Consider the following 16,757-nt stretch of genomic DNA (forward strand, 5'->3'; position numbering starts at 1 on the left):
ATCGATGTTGTCGAAAACGGTTTCGCTCGCGCTCCTGCTCGCCTTCACGCCTCTCGCCGCCGCGGCCGCGACGCCGGAGGAGGCCTATCTCTCCCACCGCAATCGTGCGACCGCCAAGCTGCGCAAGCTGGAGGCGGCCGGCAAAGCCGCCGGAGCGGCCGAGGCGGAAGAGCGAAAAACTCTCAAAGAGCTCGGCGAGAAGATGGAGGCGATCATCGGCCCCGTCTCCGTCCCCGGTTTTCAGAAGCTCGGCAAATACAGCATAGAGACACTGTTCGACGGTATCGGCGCGGATCAGCTCGACGGCCTCGCTTTCACCGGCGACGACGAGAAATCGCTGCTCACCGTCTCGACACGAGGCCTCGCCGAGGCTTTTTTGCGCGCCCGTCGCAAGGATTGGGAGAAAAGCGAGAAGCCGCCGCGAACGCTCGGCGAGGCGCTCGCTTCGCCCTTGTTCTACACTCTGGCGGTGAGCCCGGACGCGGGCGTCGAGATATACGCCGACTTGCCCATCGCCAAGCCCGCGGCGGCGACGCTGGCGACCGCCGTCCTCGATCTGCGCAGCCAGGACGACGCCGGCGGCGCGCTGCCCGACGAGATCATCGTCGCCGTCGCTAGCGAGGGACGGTTCTATATCGCCTCGACGCCGGCCAAGGCGAAGATCGAAGCCGGACCCGCCTGCGAGAAAATCTGGAGCGAGCATCAGGCCGAGGCCAAGAAGGCGATGGACTCCTATTCCGCTTCCGGCCGGGCCGACGAGAAGGATTTCGAGAAATATTCGAAGCTGCAGGAGGAAGGCTCCGCCGCCTTCCGCCGCTGCTTCGCCGAGCATGCGAGATCGGAGAAATTCTTCGCCGCGCTGACCGCGCAAGCGCAGGCGCTCGCCGATGAATTGGCCGCGGTGAAGCGCTGAAGGCGTCGGATCGCAGCAGGGCGCGCTAGAGGGCGGGGTGGGCGCGCTCGTCGCAGCGCCGTCATGCTGCGTGCGCTGCCCAAAACGCGCAAACATGGTATCGATGCGGCGGGGCTCGTCCGGCTGGCAGGGCGAGCAGGGGAGGGCGGAACGGCGTCGCATGTCAAATCAGATCAAAGTCCTGGACCATGGCTTCGTCCGCCTCGTCGATCATATGGGCTCGGACCTCTCCATCGTGCGCGCGGCCCGCGTCTCTTATGACGCCGCCTGGCGCGCCGGCGAGAACGAGGGCTCGGACAAGAAGCTCATCGATTACCTCTGGAAGAACCGCCATACGACGCCCTTCGAGGCGGTGGAGTTCCAATTCGAGGTGATGGCGCCGATCTTCGTGCTGCGCCAATGGCACCGCCACCGCACCTGGACCTATAATGAGCTTTCCGGCCGCTACCGCGAATTGCCGGAGACCTATTACCTTCCCGACCCCGAGAATATCGGCGAGCAGGCGGTCTCCAATAAGCAGGGCCGCCAGCCGGGCGGCGATCTCGAGGCGCGCCGCGCCGAGGTGGAGAAGCTGCGCGCCGGCTTCGAGGCCGCCTTCGCCACTTATCGCGAGCTGCTCGCCGCCGGCTGGCCGCGCGAGCTCGCCCGCACGGTTCTGCCGCTCTCCACCTACAGCCATATGTTCGCCAAGGTGAGCCTGCTGAATTTGTTCAAATTCCTGTCACTCCGCGCCGATCCGCACGCGCAATATGAGATTCGCGTCTATGCGGAGGCGATGGAAAAGCTCATCGAGCCCATCGTCCCGGTCGCCGTCGCGGCCTGGAAATCGAGCAGGCTCTGAGCGCCCATGCCCGAGCTGCCCGAGGTCGAGACGGTCCGCCGGGGGCTCGAGCCCGTCTTCACCGGCTCCGACCTCGAGCGCGTGGAGCTGCGCCGCCCCGATCTGCGCTTTCCCTTTCCCTCGGGCTTCGCCGCGCGGCTCGCGGGACGGCGCGTCGAGGCGCTGAAGCGGCGGGCGAAATATCTCTTGGGCGAGCTGGACAGCGGCGAGACGCTCGTCATGCATCTCGGCATGAGCGGCTCCTTCCGCATCGACGCCGACGACCCCGAGGGCGCCTATCACCGCGCCGTGAGCACAAAGCCGGCGCATGACCATGTCGTGTTCCGTTTCACGAGCGGCGCCAGCGTCACCTATAATGATCCGCGCCGTTTCGGCTTCATGCTGCTGGTCCCGCGCGGCGAGATGGCGACCCATCCGCTGTTCGACGGGCTCGGTGTCGAGCCGCTGGGGCCGGAGCTGACGCCGCAGCGTCTCGCCGAGGAGCTGCGCGGCCGCAAGGCGCCGCTGAAAGCCGCTCTGCTCGATCAGCGCATCATCGCCGGCCTCGGCAATATTTATGTCTGCGAGGCGATGCATCGCTCGCATCTCTCGCCCCTGCGCGCCGCCGGAACGCTGGTCGACGCCAAGGGCAAGCCGAAGCGCGGTCTCGCCGATCTCGTCGAAGCGATCAAGCAGGTTCTGGGCGAGGCGATAGAGGCGGGCGGCTCCAGCCTGCGCGACCATCGCCAGACCGATGGCTCGCTCGGCTATTTCCAGCATTCTTTCCGCGTCTATGACCGCGAGGAGGCGCCCTGTCCGACGCCGGGCTGCCGCGGCCATGTCTCGCGCGTGATCCAGAGCGGGCGCTCGACCTTCTTCTGCCGCGACTGCCAGAAGTGAGCGCGCCAGTCCCGCGCAAGCGGCGGCGCTCAAAGCTCGCTCATATCAGCGGATGATTCTGAGCGCTCCGTCCTCGCCGATCGACGCGCCGGCCATCGGGCGAGGCTTCATGGAACCTGCCGACCTTCTCCCTCCCTTCATCGAGCTCGCCGGGGCGAGCGTCCCGCATAAGATCGTCGATATTGGCGCGCGCCATATCAGCGGCGAGCCGGTCTATGCGCCGCTGCTGCGCGGCGGCGAGGCGACCATCGTCGGCTTCGAGCCCGATGAAGCCGCCGTCGACGAGCTGAACGCGCGCAAGAATCCGGGCGACGTCTATCTGCCGCACGCCGTCGGCGATGGCGGACGCCATACGCTGCACATATGCGCGGCGCGCGACATGACCTCGCTGCTGAAGCCCAACCCGGCGGCGATGGAGTTGTTCCACGGCTTTCCGGTGTGGTCGGAAGTCGTCGCGACGCCGGAGATCGACACTGTGCGGCTCGACGACGTGCCGGAAACAGAGGGCGCGACTTTCCTGGAATTGGACGTGCAGGGCGCGGAGCTGATGATCCTGCAGAACGCCGTCGAAAGATTGCGGCGCGCCTATGTTCTGCATGTCGAGGTCGAGTTTCTGCCGCTCTATGAGGGGCAGCCGCTATTCTCGGAAATCGAGCTGTTTCTGCGTTCGCAGGGCTATGTGCTGCATCGCTTCACGCCGCTGATGAGCCGCGTGCTCAAGCCTTTGATGCTCGGCAATAATGTCTTCGCCGGCATGAGCCAGATCGTCTGGAGCGACGCGATTTTCGTGCGCGACTTCATGCGTCTCGATCTGCTCGCCGACGACGAATTGATCGGCGTCGCGCAGATCGTGCATGATTGCTATCGCTCGGCCGATCTCGCTCTGCGCCTGCTGACCGAGCATGATCGAAGAAGCGGCCGCAATCTGGCGCGCGCTTATATGTTCGGCCTGCGCCATCGGGCGCCGCGTGAGGCGGCGGAGTAGGCGATAGCGCGAGAGGCGATTTACGAGACAACGACGTCGAGGCGCCGCGGATGGAGATGGTCTTGGCTTTCGTCGCCGTTTACTCGGCGCTGTGCCTCCCCGCATTCCTCGCGGTCTATGCTGCGCCTGGCCGAAAGTGGTTGATCGTCGCATTGGCGATTCTGTTGCCGCTCGTCCTATATGGAGGTCTATCCGAGACGGCGATGACCTGCGGGCCGAGCCTCATGGTTCTCGCTATGCCCGAGCCTTCGGACATTTGGTTTGTCAACGCTCTCGTTCTCCTGGTCGGCGCGGTTCTTCGAACGATCCAGCTCATTGTCGGCGGTCGGCTGGACGCCTGGAAGGGGCGACTCGTCGTCGGAGTGATCGCGCTCCCATTGGCCGTATTCTTTTCGTTCAGAATCGTGCATTCGATCGAAGCTTTTCTCGGCGTAGCGCAATGTAGCGGTCGTTGAGCCGCGTCATCGATATGCAGAACGTCCGCTCCGAGTTCGCATTTCAACGCATTTTGCCGATAAGTCTCACTTTCCCGAAACCCAGCGTCCGCCCATCGTGCCCGACAACTCCACCACTCTCCGCGTCGCCGGCGTCTCCAAAACCTACGCAGAAGCGGCCGCAATCTGGCGCGCGCTTATATGTTCGGCCTGCGCCATCGGGCGCCGCGTGAGGCGGCGGAGTAGGCGCGAGGGACGTCGAGGAGGGGCGGGCGGCCCCTCCGCGTGCTTTTAGCGTCAGAAGCCGAAGAATTTCTCGCGCAGCGCGTCCTCGTAATCTTCTTTCGCGGCCAAGGCGATGTTGCGCGCCTCGTCCTCGTCGAAATGCGCTTGCTCCCATTTGTCGACCTCGGCCACGGAATGCGGCGCGACCACGACGAGCGCCTCTTCCTTCCGTATCGCCGCGATCCATTTCTCCATCGCCGCTTTATACGCGGTCTGCAACTCGTCGAGCTCGGCGAATTCTTCGGCGGTCTGTTCAGTCATGTCCGTCGTCCCTTTCCGCGTCGGGGAGCTGCAGGATAGGCGGTTCAAATGAAGGGACTGCGACGAGACGCGCTCGCCCCGCGGAATTTGCTTTCCCGTGGGATTTTGCCGATAAGACGCCGTTCTCCGCAAAACCCCGCGCATCGGCCATGTCGCTCGAAAATTTTTCCGTCCTTCGCGTCGCCGGCGTCTCCAAAACCTACGCCGAGACCGTGGCCGTGAAGCCGCTGAGCTTCGCGCTTCCCGCCGGCTCGGTGACGGGTCTGCTCGGCGGCAATGGCGCCGGCAAGACCACGACCATCGGCATGGTCATGGGCCTCATCGAGCCGACGACGGGAACAATCGAAATCTTCGGCCGTGATTTTCTGAAAGACCGCTATCACGCGCTCGGCCGCATGAATTTCGAGAGCCCTTATGTGGACATGCCGCATCGCCTCACCGTGCGGCAGAATCTCACTGTCTTCGGCCGGCTCTATGGCGTGCGCAATGTGGCGGAGAAGATCGAGGAGCTGGCCGCGGATCTCGCCTTGAAAGAATTTCTCGATCGTCCGAGCGGGCGTCTTTCCGCCGGGCAGAAGACGCGCGTCGCGCTCGCCAAAGCGCTCATCAACGAGCCAGAGCTGCTACTGCTCGACGAGCCCACCGCCTCGCTCGATCCCGACACCGCCGATTGGGTGCGCGGGCATCTCGAGGATTATCGCCGCCGGCGCAATTGCGCGATCCTGCTCGCCTCGCACAATATGGCGGAGGTGGAGCGCCTGTGTGATCGCGTGATGATGCTGAAAGAGGGAAGCCTCGTCGACGACGGCTCGCCGGCGGAGCTGCTCGCGCGCTATGGCCGCGCCAATCTCGAGGAAGTGTTTCTCGATGTCGCGCGCGGGCGCGGCAATGGAGGCGCCGCGCGTCTCACGAATTCTCGCTCGCGCGCGTCGGCGCGATGACCTTGCGCTATTCCTATCTGCTGCGCTCCTCGCTGCCGCGCATGCTGGAGATGATGTATTGGCCGACGGTGCAGATGCTCACCTGGGGCTTTCTGCAGACCTATCTCCTGCGCGCGCCGGGCGGGCTCGCGGGCGCGGACAAGTCGACGATCGCCGCCGGCTCGCTGATCGGCGCCGTGCTGCTGTGGGACATATTGCTGCGCGGCCAGCAGGGATTTTCCTTCTCCTTTCTCGAGGAGATGTGGTCGCGCAACATGGCCAATCTCTTCATGAGCCCGCTGCGGCCGGCGGAATTCGTCGCCTCCATGATGGCGATGAGCCTCATTCGCCTCTTCGTCGGCATGGTTCCGGTGACGATCCTGGCCATTTGGTTCTTCGGCTTCAATCTCTGGGCGCTCGGCTTCGCTTTCGCGGCCTTTTTCGCCATTCTCATCTTCTTCGCTTGGAGCGTCGGCCTCTTCGTCGCCGGCCTGCTGCTGCGCTATGGATTGGGCGCGGAAAATCTCGTCTGGTCCTTGATGTTCGTCATTCAGCCGCTCGGCTGCGTCTATTATCCGGTCTCCGTTCTTCCCGGCTGGCTGCAGCCGATCTGCTGGGCCTTGCCGCCGACCTATGTGTTCGAGGGGCTGCGCGGCGTGCTCGTCGATCATGCGCTGCGGCTCGATCTCATGTTTTATGGCTTGGCGCTGGATGCGGCGCTGTTCTTCGCGGCGGCTTTCGCTTTCACGCGCCTGCTCGCCGCGGCGCGGCGGGCCGGGACCTTGCTGCAGACGGGCGAATGACGCGCCTTTCGGCGGCCCGTCGAAGGCGGATTTCCTGTTGCGGCATGGCGATCGGCGCTCGATAATGGATCGACAGCCGCTCGTTCGGCGCGCCGACGCCTCGCGCGCGCCTTCGCTCATCGCCTGTCGATGCTCGAGGGACACAGCAGCTCGATGCGTATTCTGATCGTCGAAGATCAACCGGATATTTCCACGCTCATCGCCGATCGCGTTCGGCGCGCCGGCTACGCTCCCCATTGCGTCCAGGCTCTCGCCGATATTCCCGAGGCGCTCGGCGCCTGCGACTATTCGGTGATGCTGCTCGACCGCCGCCTGCCCGACGGCGACGGCCTTTCGGTGGTCGCTGCGGCCAAGCGCATTCGTCCCGGCATGCGCATTCTGGTGGTGACGGCGGCCCGCTCGATCGAGGATCGCGTGGATGGGCTGGACGCCGGCGTCGATGATTATCTGACCAAGCCCTTCTCGACCGAGGAGCTGCTGGCGCGCATTCGCGCCAGCCTTCGGCGTCCCGGCGGCGAGCCGGCGCCGCCGGTCATCGTCGGCAGGCTCTCTTTCGATCTCAATTCGGAGAGTGCTTCCGTCGGCGGATTTCCGCTCATCGTGCCGCGACGGGAGCTGATGCTGCTGGGCGCGCTGATGCGCCGCGCCGGGCGCGCGGTCACTTTCTCGGCGCTGCTGCAAGAGATTTACGGCTCCGACGAGCAAAAGCACATAGGCGCGCTGAAGATGGTGGCGATGCGCTTGCGTCATCGCCTGGACGAGCAGGGCGCCGGCGTCGAGATTCACGCGCCGCGCGGCATCGGCTATCTCATCCGTGAGGCGCGCGGGTCGTGAGGCTCGGCGCGATGAGGCTGCGCTCGCTGTCGTGCCGATTGATCGTCTATGCGATCATCGGCTCCATTCTCGGCTATCTCATTCTGCCGCTCGTGTTCATGATCGGCATGCTGGTTCTGGTCCGGCCGGGTGGGATCGACGCGCTCGACGAGCTGCTGCGCCCGCGCGTGCGCGAAATCATGCTGGCGGCGCTGCGCAAGGACGCGGGCGGCGAAAGATCGCTCGCGATGACCGACGCCTTGCGGGATTTTATTTCCGAGCACCCGGATTTTCGTTTCGGCGCCTTCGATCCGCGCACGGGCGCGGCGTTCTCTGGATCGTCACCCGAAATAGTGCAGCGCTTCGAAGGCGTCGGTCGCCTGAAGCTGTCGAGATCGTCCATTGCGGTCACTGTCGACGGCGCGTCGCGCCGAGGCGAATCCTACGTCCTCGACTCGCCGGTCGGCGACGTCGTCGTCGCCACGGGCGGCCTGCGGTTCGGGTGGCGTGATTTGTTTCGCTTGCCGGTCTACACGGTCTCCTTCCCCGGCGCGATGTTCCTGCTTCCGCATTGGGCGGCCATGTGCCTCATCGCGCTGTTCGTGGTCAATCGCGGCCTCGCGCCCATGCGCGCGGCGGCCGCGAAGATCGCGACGATCGACGTGAACTCGCTGAAGGAGCGCATCGCTCCCGACGAGGCGCCGTCGGAGATGCGGCCTTTCGTCGAGGCGGTGAACAAGGCTTTCGAGCGCGTGCGGGAAGGCGTGGAGCGGCAGCGGCGCTTCTCCGCCAATTCCGCGCATGAGCTGCGCACGCCGATCACCATCTTGCGCGCGCGCGTCGGCAAGATGGAGGAGGGGGCGCTCAAGGCCGAGATCGAGCGCGACGTCTTGCGCGTGCAGACGATCGTCGAGCAGATGCTGCTGCTCGCGCAGATCAGGGAGCGCGGGCCGATCTCGCCGCAGAGGATCGATCTCCACGATATCGTGCTCGGCGTCGCGGCCGATCTCGTGCCGATCGCGCTCGGCGACGGGCGCGACATTCAGTTCGAGGCGCCGTCGCGCCATGTGATCGCGCTCGCCTTGCGTTGGAGCGTCGAGAGCATCGTCGCCAATCTCATCGCCAACGCCGTGCGCGCCGAGCCCAGAGGCGGCGCCGTCGTCGTTCGCGTGCTGCCCGATTGCGTGATCGAGGTCGTCGATCATGGAAGCGGCGTCGCCGAGGCCGATCGCGGCCGCATCTTCGAGCCCTTCTGGCGCAAGGACGAGACGACGCCCGGCACAGGGCTCGGCTTGTCGATCGTTCGCGAGCTGGTCGAGCTGCAGGGCGGCGCGCTCGGCGTCGCGGAGACGCCCGGCGGCGGCGCGACCTTCCGCGTGCGTCTGCCTGTGGCCGGCGCCGAGCCGGAGCCGGCCGAGCGCGCCGTTCAGCCCTCGCTCGACCAGCGCTGCGAGCGCAGCGCCTGAGCGATCGCCTCGGCCCGCGCCTCGGGCGTCGCCGGCTCGATCGGCAGGCAGGCGTCGCGCGCCGTCTCCAGCAGCACGGCCTTGGGATAGGCCTCGCCGGGGCGCCCGGAATGGGCGGCGAAATCGCAGCTGCACACTTCCATCAGCAGGGCGAAGCTCTCCGGCGCGTCGAAGGCGCCGAGCCGCTCCAGCATTTGCGCCACCGGGCCGGCGCGCACTTCCGAGGCGCGATGCACGCGCTCGCATTCCGAGAGCGCCGTCAGCGCCAGGGGGACGCAATCGGCGGGAACGCCGAAACGCTCGGCGATCCCGTTTATGCGCGGGCCGCCGCGGTCTATGTGCTTGTAATGATGCGGCAGATGCTCTCGTGGCGAATCCCCCTTGCCGACATTCATGACGAGCAGGGCGTAGCGCACGGGGAGCGGAGCGTCTCTGCGTCCGGCCTCGTCCAGCGAGCGCAGCAAATGGGCGCCGAGATCGACCTCGCTTTGGCCGTCCGACAATTGCGGCACGCCGAACAGCGCGTCGACCTCTGGCAGAATTGCGCGCAGCGCGCCGCAGATGCGCAGCACGCGGAACGCCTTGCCGGGCGCCGGCCCTCCGAGCGAGAGCAGCAGCTCCGGCCAGATATCGGCCGGGTCGAGGCCGGCGAGGCAGCCGCTCTCGACCTGCTCGGCCATGAGATCGAGCGTCTCCTCGCCGGGATCGTCATCGGTCTCGGCGAGCAGAGCCGCCATTCGGAGAAGGCCGAGGCCGGGGTCTGTCTGCCCGAATTCGGGCAGGAAAAAAGGTTCTGAGGGCATGAGGCTTCGCGCGTGAGTGGTCGGCTGACGGGCAAGCAAACCTCTTGCCGCGCGCCTCACGCTCGGCCGGGCAGGGCGGCGCGGCTCAGCCGTGGGGCGCGATTTTCGGGCGCCTGCGGCGCCGTGGCGCGGCGGCGCGCATCGGCGACCGTGCCGGCGTAGAGGGTCTCCGGCTCGTGTAGCCCGGCTGAGAGCAGCGCCCGACGCACGGCGGGCCGCGCCCCCGCGACGCAAACCACGGTTCCCGCCTTTCGCAATCGCGCGACAAAGCTCTCCAGCGCGCGCGCCGCCGTGCTGTCCACCAGAGGCGCCTCGCTGAAATCGAAGATGAAGACGCTCGGGTAGCGGCCGATCTCGTCCAGCGCCGCGCTCACTGTCGCCGAGGCGCCGAAGAAGATCGCGCCGCTGATCTTATAGACCATCACCTCGGCGTCGGAGGCGGCGGCGGAATCATAGGCGGGGCGATGGCCGCCGTAATCATCCGCCTGATCCTCATCGAGAAAGGCCTCGCCCGTCTGCACCTCGACGCTCTCGGCGAGGCGATGCAGGAAGAGGAAAGCGCCGAGCGTCACGCCGACGCCTATGCCGACGGTCAGATCCTCGAAAATGGTGAGCAGAAAGGTGGAGACCAGCACCAGAGCGTCGCCGCGCGAGGCTTTGAAAAGAGCTGCGAATTCCTTCTTCTCCGCCATGTTCCAGGACACGACGGCGAGCACGGCGCCGAGCGAGGCGAGCGGAATATAGGCCGCCAGCGGCGCGGCGATCAGCATGAAGCCGAGCAGGAACAGCGCATGCAGCATTCCTGAGACCGGGCCTTTGGCGCCGGAGCGCACATTGGTCGCGGTGCGGGCGATGGTTCCCGTCACCGGAATGCCGCCGAACAGCGGCGCCACCACATTGGCGACGCCCTGCGCCGCGAGCTCGCAATTGGAGCGATGGCGCCGCCCGCTCATGCCATCGGCGACGACGGCCGAGAGCAGCGACTCCATCGCGCCGAGCACGGCGATGGTCAGCGCGTCCGGCAGCAGCGCGCGCAGCCGGGCGAGATCGAAATGCGGGACCGCCGGGGCCGGCAGCGTGCTCGGCACGCCGCCGAAGCGCGAGCCGATCGTCTCTATGTCGAGATGCAGCGCCGCCGTCGCCGCCGCGCAGACCGTCACGGCGATCAGCATTCCGGGCCAGCTCGGACGCCAGCGCCGCAGGCCGAGGATGATCGCCAGCGCCAGCGCCGAGACGCCGATCGTCGCCGGCTTCAGCGTGGCGCGCGCCTCCCATAGGGCTGCGAGCTTGGGGCCGAGCGCGGCCGGCTCATTGGCGAGGGAGAGGCCGAAAATCTCCTTGAGCTGGCTGGCGAAGATGATGACCGCTATGCCGGCGGTGAAGCCGACCGTCACCGGAAAGGGGATGTATTTTATGTAGGTGCCCCAGCGCAGCAGGCCGATGGCGAAGAGAATGACGCCCGCCATCATGGTGGCGAGCGCGAGCCCGTCATAGCCCTGACGCTGCACGATGGCGAAGACGAGAACGATGAAGGCGCCCGCCGGCCCGCCGATCTGGAACCGGCTGCCGCCGAGCATGGAGACCAGAAATCCGCCGATGATCGCCGTATAGAGCCCGCGATCCGGGCTCAGCCCCGAGGCGATGGCGAAGGCCATGGAGAGCGGCAGAGCGACGATCGCCACAGTGAGGCCGGCGATGGCGTCGGCGCGCAGATCCGCGAGGCCGTAGCCTTCGCGCAAAATGGTGACGAGCTTGGGCGTGAACAGCTCGATGAAGCTCGGCTGGCGAAAACGTCGATCTCTCAACACTGGCTCCTTTGATCGAGGAGCGGCGGGATCGTCGGCGCGAAGTCGGCGGTCGTCGTCGCGATTAATCCTCAAGTCGTCGGTTTGGGCGGGCCGGGACGGCGCAGCCTCACGCCGCGTCCGGCGCCCTCGCTGCGGGCGTTCTCGCCCAACAGCTCGACGCCGGCCTCGTTCAGCGCCTCGACGACCTTGGTGAGCGTTTCGATCACGCCGCGGACATTGCCGTCGCTCGCCTCCATGCGCTGTATGGTCGGCAGGGAGACGCCGGAAAGCTCCGCCAGCTTCTTCTGATCTATGCCGAGCAGCGCCCGTGTGGCGCGCAATTGAGCGGCGGTGATCATCTCATATGCTCACGCTTCATATATTAGCAGACATGTTTTACATCGCCAATATGATGTTTGAAACATCATCGGCGCGTTTTTGCGACACGGCCGGGTTCTCGTCCGGCGCCGACGCATGTTAGCTTGGCGGATATGAACAAACCCGTGCAGATCGACGAGAGCTGGAAGCTGCGCCTTTCGGCGGAATTCGAGCAGCCCTATTTCGACGCTCTGCGCCAATTCGTGCGCGAGGAATACGCCCGCGCTCCGGTCTATCCCCCGGCCAAGCAGATTTTCCGCGCCTTCGACGAATGTCCCTTCGACGCCGTCGAAGTGGTGATCCTCGGCCAGGACCCCTATCACGGCCGCGGCCAGGCCAATGGCCTGTGCTTCGCCGTCGGCCGCGACATTCCGCCGCCGCCTTCGCTGCAGAACATCTTCAAGGAAATCGAGAGCGATCTTGGGCGTCCCGTCTCGCGCGATCCCGATCTCTCGCGCTGGGCGCATCAGGGCGTGCTGCTGCTCAACGCCACGCTCACCGTGCGCGACAGCGCCGCAGGCTCGCATCAGGGCAAGGGCTGGGAGCGCTTCACAGACGCCGCCGTGCAGGCGCTCTCGCGCGAGCGCGAGGGAATCGTCTTCCTGCTCTGGGGCAATTATGCGCGGCAGAAGGGCGCGGGCGTCGATCGCTCCAAGCATTTGGTGCTCGAGAGCGCGCATCCATCGCCGCTGTCGGCGCGCGGCTTCTTCGGCTGCAGGCATTTTTCCAAGGCCAACGCCTATCTCGAATCGAAAGGACGCGCGCCGATAGACTGGTGAGACGCCTATATTACTGGAAAGCATCATAAAATTAGTCGTTTACCGAAATGTAACCGCGGTTTCGTAGTCCAGTATTCGTTGGAGCGCCGACGCGAGTCGGCATAATTCTGGGGCGCTTTCGTCGAGTCCGGCGGCGCGTCTCCAAATCATTTCGAGACGCGAGTTTCGCATGTATTTGACGTTGCTTTGCAATTTTCTTCATGCTTCCCGCCGGCTTTGCGACCTTTGTCTCGATTATCAACGATCGCGGTTCATCGGCGTTCCATTTGCCGCCGCGTGGCTCAGCCTCGCGATGTTGGCGAGCGCCTATGTCGGCGCAAAAGCGACGGGGCTGACGCTGCCGTCCCTCCCGGACCCGAGCCTTTTCGTCGTCGCGGTCGTCGCGCTCGACGTCTATTGTCGCTTCGCCTCGCCGAGCTTGGTCTCGCGCGCCGCGCCGATTTTCGTCTATTCAATGATCTATCTGGTCGCGACGTCGCTCGCGGGCGCCTTTGCGAGCTATGCGACGCAGCGTCTCGCCATGCCGCTGCAGGACGAGCTGTTTCTCTCGCTCGATCGATGGCTCGGCGTCGATTGGCTGGCCTTCGTCCATTATATCGACGATCGTCCCGTGTTGGCGGAATGGCTGCGGAAAGCTTATGCGAGCATGGCCATTCAGATCATCGCGCCGGTGCTTCTGCTGGCAGCGCTCGAGCGCATCGACGAATTGCGCGTCTATCTTCTCTCCTACGTGATCGCGCTCACGGCGACGATCGTCATCGCCGCTCTGCTTCCGGCCTCGAGCGCGGTCACTCTCGTCGACAATTCGATGTTTCACGAGCTCCGGTTCGCCGGCCGCACCCCGCTGGATCATCTGGCGCGCTTGCGTGAGGCCGGTCCATTGAGCTTCGCGAACAGCGGAATCGGCGGCCTATTGAGCTTTCCGTCCTTTCATGCCGTGGTCGGCGCGCTGACGCCTCTCAGCCTGCGCTCTGTGCGCCCGGTCTTCTATGTCTTATGCCTCGTCGACACAGCTCTGATGGTGGGCACGGTGACGGACGGCGGGCATTATGTCGTGGACCCTATCGGCGGAATCGCGGTCGCCTATCTGTCCTATCGAATGGCGCAGCGGATCGAGAGCCGGCGGCGTCGATCTATTCCATGTATCGGCGATACAATTGGATATCGCGCCGAGCGTCTCATGATCGAGAATGCGCATCCGTCGCCGCTTTGCTGCGAGCGCGAGCGGTGAGGGCGCCGCTCCTCGTCGCCACTGCGGCGTAAAAATTGCTTTACGTGTCCTGAGGAGCGACGAGCGTCGTCGTGCGGATCGAAAGCCGACATTTTTGTCGGCTCCGCGTCAGCGACAATGGAACGAATTGCTCTCGCTCGACCTTTCGAGAGCGCTCCTTTTTTCGTTTTCCTCGATGATCGACCTCGCGACGCGTCGGGCGGCGCGTGCGTTGTCGACGCGAGCCATGTCTCATCTATCTCCCCGCGAAAATCGACCGTCACGGTCTCGAATGTTTCGAGAAGGGGCGGATAGCGAAAGCCGAACATGACGTCTATCGAAACGACCGCCTTCCAGCGCCTCGACGCCGAGGGCCGGCTCTTGAAGCCCAGCCACAAGGGAGCGACGCATCACGCCGGCCGCTTCGGCTTTCGCGGCGAATTCGCCGTCACGCTCGATCCGCTGCTCGCATTGGAGGGAGTCCACGCCACGGCGCAGGAGGGCGAGGCGGCGCTGTCGTTTCTCGCCGGATCGCTCGCCTCGTTTCGCGAGCTTCCCGCTCTCGTCGCGGCGCTCGGCGCGAGCGCGAAGCCGGAGGGCAAATATTTCATCTATGTCTCCGATCTCGACCGCGCCTCGCGCTACGAGATCAGCATAGAGGGCGTGCCGCTCTATGTTCTGCCGATCGACGACACCTCCGTCTACAATGAGCTGATCGAGCTTCTCTATCTCGATAAGACGAAGATGAAGAAATACGACACGGCGGAAAAGATCGACACGCTCGCCGACGGCGCCGCCAAATATGACCAGCGCTTCGAGTCCATCAGCTTCGAAGAAGGGCTGAAGCGGCTCTGACGCTTCGTCGCTCGTCGGCGCCGCGGCCTTCGCCTCGCGCCGACGTTTGCGCCAAATGCTCCATTATGCGGAGATCGCCGATTGTCGTGATTATCCGTGTTAACGGAGCGTCTCGCCTCGACCCAATCCTACGTCCGAAAGCCCAGCAGCCAATCGTGCGATAGAATTCTTATCGAGGTAGAATTCATCCACGCTTCCAGCTCCGCTGATATTCAGCACACCAAAAATCCCATCTTCATTTTGTCGGCATTCTAAAGTGATGCAGAATGGCGCTTTGCTGATATCAATTCTCTTCACGAGTTCGCCTTCGAAGCGCGCGCTGCCCAAGAGCTTACAAAAGAATGCTTTCCAGTCCATTCCCTCTGCCTCCTGTCGGCAAAACGAGTGTGTCGAAAAGATGCGCTCTCCGTCGATGAAGCGTCAATTCCCGCTCGGGCGCCGCTTGGCGAAGACGCCGACGATCACCGCTCGCGCAATATGCTCGGCCATGCATTGATAGCCGAGATCGTTGAGATGGAAATTGTCGCGCGACATCATTTGCAGATTGGCGTGGTTCTGCGCGATGAAGCGCATGGCGTCATAGCGGCGCACATAGGCGACATTCTCCGCCGTGGCGACGCGCTGCAGCACATTGCGGATCGCGAAATATTCCTCGTCGCGCGAGAAGCGCGAGCTGTATTGCAGGCCGACGAGAACGACGTCGATCTCATTGGCCTTCAGCCAGCGTATGGTCGAACGCACCGTATTCTCGAACTCTTCCGGCGCGACGCGCACCAGCGCGTCATTGGTGCCGAGCTGCCAGAGCAGGAGATCGGGCTTCTCCCGCGCCACCTCGCTCTTGATGCGCTCGGCGGTGACGGCCGCCACCTCGCCGGAGACGCCGCGATTTTCGACGATGACGTCGACGCCCTTCAGCGCGCCCTCGAGAATGGCCTCGAGCTGAGCCGGATAGCTCTTGGCGTCGGAGGAAGCGCCGACGCCCGAGGTGGAGGAAGAGCCGATGGCGAGAATGCGCGCCGATTTGCGGTCGCGCAGCGCTTTTGCGAAATGCGGCAGCATGGCCGGCGCGGCTATGTCGCCGGCCGGCGCCTCGCAGGCGGGACTGAGCGGCGGCGCCTCGGACGGCGGCGCGGACTCAGGCGCGCGTTCTTGCGCGAGCGCGAGCGACGCCGCGAGCGCCAGCGCTACGCCGGAACCCGCGCCGATTTTGCCCGCAGCCTTTCGCGCCATTCCGAAGCCCATGCGGTCGCCCCCATCGCAACGATGCCGAACATAACGATAAAAGCGTCGCTTACAACATCTCCGCCATAGGCGAAGCGGAAGATCTGCCCGGCGAGGCTCAGCAGAGACCCGGCGCAGAATACATTTAGCGAATTGCGGCCGAGCGTAGAAAGAAAATCCGCGATGCGCGGAACGCCTCGCGAGATCGCGCCGAAAGAACCCGCGAAGAGAGCGACGATCGCCAGGCTGGAGAGCAGCCGCGCCGGCGACAGAAAGGTCTTGTCGAAGACGAAGAACAGCTTGGGCTCCGGCAGAGCGATCGGCGAGGGATCGAATTCGGTCCGCGCCGCAGCGACGCCGAGCAGCACGATCGGCAGCGCCGCCCACCACAGAGGCTTGCGATAGCGGCGCACGAGGCCGCCGATTCCATCCTCGCCGGCCAGCAGAAAGCCGAGCACGAAGACGAGCTGCCAGGCCAGCGGATCGAAGAACCAGGCGCCCTCCACTGGCCATGTCGGGAAGTTGACGCCGAAGGCCAGCGCATAGGCCCAGATGGCGAGCGAGGCCGGCAGCAGCAGCGCTCGCGCATGGCGATAGGCGAGGGCGATCAGCGGCGAGGCCAGCATCAGCACGACATAGAGCGGCAGAATGTCGAAATAGCCGAGCTGAAAGGTCAGCAGCACGAGGCCGAGATTGGCGCGCACCGGATCGGTGAAAATGCCCGAGGCGTTGTTCCAGTCGAGCAGAAAGGGCGCGTCCAGCAGCAGCGAGGCGCCGGCCTGCAGCGCGACGGCCAATTGCGCGATCACCAGCTGCGCCAGATAGACGGTGAAGGCGCGCCCCTCGAGCCGCAGGATCAGATAGCGCGCCGACAGCGTCCGCGCCGGCCCGTCGACCAGCTTGCGCAGCGCCCAGCCGGCGAGAAACACGAACAGCTCCGCCGAATCGGAGATCGCGACATTGCGAAAGGTGAAGCGCTCGAAGAAAATCCCCGGAATGTGATTGATGAAAATGGTGACGAGAGCGAAGCCGCGCCAAAAATCGATTTCATTCGGCTCGCGCATGCGCTTCTTCGATCGTTCGGCGGCTACGTTTTCCCCCGGACCCTAGGGGTCGGGGCGCGT

At 64.9% G+C, this 16,757-nt stretch carries 19 protein-coding genes; 12 read left to right on the forward strand and 7 right to left on the reverse strand.

Annotation, left to right across the window (positions count from 1 at the left end):
* Window positions 1-4 precede the first annotated feature (4 nt).
* From ACT53T_RS12035 to ACT53T_RS12055, 5 genes are all read left to right on the forward strand, one after another.
* Window positions 5-913, forward strand: a complete 909-nt coding sequence (locus tag ACT53T_RS12035; RefSeq protein WP_476161370.1) for a hypothetical protein — start codon at window positions 5-7, stop codon at window positions 911-913.
* Window positions 914-1,073: 160 nt separating this feature from the next.
* The gene (gene thyX, locus ACT53T_RS12040; protein WP_476161371.1) at window positions 1,074-1,754 is read left to right on the forward strand and encodes an FAD-dependent thymidylate synthase; all 681 of its coding nucleotides are present in this window, start codon (window positions 1,074-1,076) and stop codon (window positions 1,752-1,754) included.
* 6 nt (window positions 1,755-1,760) lie between these two features.
* A complete protein-coding gene (gene mutM, locus ACT53T_RS12045) occupies window positions 1,761-2,633 on the forward strand; it encodes a bifunctional DNA-formamidopyrimidine glycosylase/DNA-(apurinic or apyrimidinic site) lyase (protein WP_476161372.1) in 873 nt (290 codons plus the stop codon).
* 109 nt (window positions 2,634-2,742) lie between these two features.
* A complete protein-coding gene (locus ACT53T_RS12050) occupies window positions 2,743-3,618 on the forward strand; it encodes an FkbM family methyltransferase (protein WP_476161373.1) in 876 nt (291 codons plus the stop codon).
* Between the two features lie 62 nt (window positions 3,619-3,680).
* On the forward strand, window positions 3,681-4,073 hold the full coding sequence (locus ACT53T_RS12055; RefSeq protein ID WP_476161374.1) for a hypothetical protein: 393 nt from the start codon (window positions 3,681-3,683) through the stop codon (window positions 4,071-4,073).
* A 276-nt stretch (window positions 4,074-4,349) separates the two neighbouring features.
* On the opposite strand, the gene ACT53T_RS12060 is transcribed toward ACT53T_RS12055, so the two are convergent.
* Window positions 4,350-4,598, reverse strand: a complete 249-nt coding sequence (locus ACT53T_RS12060; RefSeq protein ID WP_018264892.1) for a hypothetical protein — start codon at window positions 4,596-4,598, stop codon at window positions 4,350-4,352.
* Between the two features lie 149 nt (window positions 4,599-4,747).
* Between ACT53T_RS12060 and ACT53T_RS12065 the strand changes: the two genes are divergently transcribed.
* The 4 genes from ACT53T_RS12065 to ACT53T_RS12080 all read left to right on the forward strand — a co-directional run bounded on the left by ACT53T_RS12065 (window position 4,748) and on the right by ACT53T_RS12080 (window position 8,600).
* Window positions 4,748-5,539 carry an ABC transporter ATP-binding protein gene (locus ACT53T_RS12065; protein WP_476161375.1) on the forward strand — a complete coding sequence of 264 codons (792 nt, stop codon included), beginning with the start codon at window positions 4,748-4,750 and terminating at the stop codon, window positions 5,537-5,539.
* Window positions 5,536-6,321 (forward strand): ABC transporter permease, encoded by a 786-nt coding sequence (locus ACT53T_RS12070; protein ID WP_476161376.1) that lies wholly within the window; start codon window positions 5,536-5,538, stop codon window positions 6,319-6,321. Before ACT53T_RS12065 ends, ACT53T_RS12070 begins: the two co-directional genes overlap by 4 nt.
* 153 nt (window positions 6,322-6,474) lie before the next feature.
* The gene (locus ACT53T_RS12075) at window positions 6,475-7,155 is read left to right on the forward strand and encodes a response regulator transcription factor (protein ID WP_476161377.1); all 681 of its coding nucleotides are present in this window, start codon (window positions 6,475-6,477) and stop codon (window positions 7,153-7,155) included.
* An 11-nt stretch (window positions 7,156-7,166) separates the two neighbouring features.
* Window positions 7,167-8,600 carry a sensor histidine kinase gene (locus tag ACT53T_RS12080; protein ID WP_476161378.1) on the forward strand — a complete coding sequence of 478 codons (1,434 nt, stop codon included), beginning with the start codon at window positions 7,167-7,169 and terminating at the stop codon, window positions 8,598-8,600.
* On the opposite strand, the gene ACT53T_RS12085 is transcribed toward ACT53T_RS12080, so the two are convergent.
* The 3 genes from ACT53T_RS12085 to ACT53T_RS12095 all read right to left on the reverse strand — a co-directional run bounded on the left by ACT53T_RS12085 (window position 8,561) and on the right by ACT53T_RS12095 (window position 11,549).
* Window positions 8,561-9,403, reverse strand: a complete 843-nt coding sequence (locus ACT53T_RS12085; protein WP_476161379.1) for a tRNA nucleotidyltransferase — start codon at window positions 9,401-9,403, stop codon at window positions 8,561-8,563. The genes ACT53T_RS12080 and ACT53T_RS12085 overlap by 40 nt on opposite strands.
* 56 nt (window positions 9,404-9,459) lie before the next feature.
* Entirely contained in the window at window positions 9,460-11,208 is a 1,749-nt protein-coding gene (locus ACT53T_RS12090) for a SulP family inorganic anion transporter (protein ID WP_476161380.1), read from the reverse strand.
* Between the two features lie 71 nt (window positions 11,209-11,279).
* Entirely contained in the window at window positions 11,280-11,549 is a 270-nt protein-coding gene (locus tag ACT53T_RS12095; protein ID WP_476161381.1) for a helix-turn-helix domain-containing protein, read from the reverse strand.
* 132 nt (window positions 11,550-11,681) lie between these two features.
* On the opposite strand from ACT53T_RS12095, the gene ung reads away from it, so the two are divergent.
* The 3 genes from ung (at window position 11,682) to ACT53T_RS12110 (ending at window position 14,412) form a co-directional block, all read left to right on the forward strand.
* A complete protein-coding gene (gene ung / locus ACT53T_RS12100; protein WP_036290088.1) occupies window positions 11,682-12,347 on the forward strand; it encodes a uracil-DNA glycosylase in 666 nt (221 codons plus the stop codon).
* A gap of 292 nt (window positions 12,348-12,639) precedes the next feature.
* A complete protein-coding gene (locus tag ACT53T_RS12105; protein WP_476161382.1) occupies window positions 12,640-13,578 on the forward strand; it encodes a phosphatase PAP2 family protein in 939 nt (312 codons plus the stop codon).
* Between the two features lie 306 nt (window positions 13,579-13,884).
* Window positions 13,885-14,412, forward strand: coding sequence for a hypothetical protein (locus ACT53T_RS12110; RefSeq protein WP_018264901.1), 528 nt, complete (start codon window positions 13,885-13,887; stop codon window positions 14,410-14,412).
* Window positions 14,413-14,511: 99 nt separating this feature from the next.
* On the opposite strand, the gene ACT53T_RS12115 is transcribed toward ACT53T_RS12110, so the two are convergent.
* The 3 genes from ACT53T_RS12115 to ACT53T_RS12125 all read right to left on the reverse strand — a co-directional run bounded on the left by ACT53T_RS12115 (window position 14,512) and on the right by ACT53T_RS12125 (window position 16,697).
* Complete coding sequence (locus tag ACT53T_RS12115) at window positions 14,512-14,769, reverse strand: hypothetical protein (protein ID WP_161914382.1); 258 nt, start codon at window positions 14,767-14,769, stop codon at window positions 14,512-14,514.
* A 63-nt stretch (window positions 14,770-14,832) separates the two neighbouring features.
* Window positions 14,833-15,642, reverse strand: a complete 810-nt coding sequence (locus ACT53T_RS12120) for an SGNH/GDSL hydrolase family protein (RefSeq protein ID WP_476161383.1) — start codon at window positions 15,640-15,642, stop codon at window positions 14,833-14,835.
* A complete protein-coding gene (locus ACT53T_RS12125; protein WP_476161384.1) occupies window positions 15,597-16,697 on the reverse strand; it encodes an OpgC family protein in 1,101 nt (366 codons plus the stop codon). Before ACT53T_RS12125 ends, ACT53T_RS12120 begins: the two co-directional genes overlap by 46 nt.
* Window positions 16,698-16,757 lie beyond the last annotated feature (60 nt).

This window comes from Methylosinus sp. DMC45 (assembly GCF_056313885.1).

Coding starts and splice junctions, on each gene's coding strand:
- ACT53T_RS12105 (WP_476161382.1), top strand. CDS start 12,640: ATGTTGGCGAGCGCCTATGTCGGCGCAAAAGCGACGGGGCTGACGCTG.
- ACT53T_RS12050 (WP_476161373.1), top strand. CDS start 2,743: ATGGAACCTGCCGACCTTCTCCCTCCCTTCATCGAGCTCGCCGGGGCG.
- ACT53T_RS12085 (WP_476161379.1), bottom strand. CDS start 9,403: ATGCCCTCAGAACCTTTTTTCCTGCCCGAATTCGGGCAGACAGACCCC.
- thyX (WP_476161371.1), top strand. CDS start 1,074: ATGTCAAATCAGATCAAAGTCCTGGACCATGGCTTCGTCCGCCTCGTC.
- ACT53T_RS12070 (WP_476161376.1), top strand. CDS start 5,536: ATGACCTTGCGCTATTCCTATCTGCTGCGCTCCTCGCTGCCGCGCATG.
- ACT53T_RS12120 (WP_476161383.1), bottom strand. CDS start 15,642: ATGGCGCGAAAGGCTGCGGGCAAAATCGGCGCGGGTTCCGGCGTAGCG.
- ACT53T_RS12065 (WP_476161375.1), top strand. CDS start 4,748: ATGTCGCTCGAAAATTTTTCCGTCCTTCGCGTCGCCGGCGTCTCCAAA.
- ACT53T_RS12110 (WP_018264901.1), top strand. CDS start 13,885: ATGACGTCTATCGAAACGACCGCCTTCCAGCGCCTCGACGCCGAGGGC.
- ACT53T_RS12060 (WP_018264892.1), bottom strand. CDS start 4,598: ATGACTGAACAGACCGCCGAAGAATTCGCCGAGCTCGACGAGTTGCAG.
- ACT53T_RS12035 (WP_476161370.1), top strand. CDS start 5: ATGTTGTCGAAAACGGTTTCGCTCGCGCTCCTGCTCGCCTTCACGCCT.
- ACT53T_RS12080 (WP_476161378.1), top strand. CDS start 7,167: ATGAGGCTGCGCTCGCTGTCGTGCCGATTGATCGTCTATGCGATCATC.
- ACT53T_RS12095 (WP_476161381.1), bottom strand. CDS start 11,549: ATGATCACCGCCGCTCAATTGCGCGCCACACGGGCGCTGCTCGGCATA.
- mutM (WP_476161372.1), top strand. CDS start 1,761: ATGCCCGAGCTGCCCGAGGTCGAGACGGTCCGCCGGGGGCTCGAGCCC.
- ACT53T_RS12125 (WP_476161384.1), bottom strand. CDS start 16,697: ATGCGCGAGCCGAATGAAATCGATTTTTGGCGCGGCTTCGCTCTCGTC.
- ACT53T_RS12075 (WP_476161377.1), top strand. CDS start 6,475: ATGCGTATTCTGATCGTCGAAGATCAACCGGATATTTCCACGCTCATC.
- ACT53T_RS12115 (WP_161914382.1), bottom strand. CDS start 14,769: ATGGACTGGAAAGCATTCTTTTGTAAGCTCTTGGGCAGCGCGCGCTTC.
- ung (WP_036290088.1), top strand. CDS start 11,682: ATGAACAAACCCGTGCAGATCGACGAGAGCTGGAAGCTGCGCCTTTCG.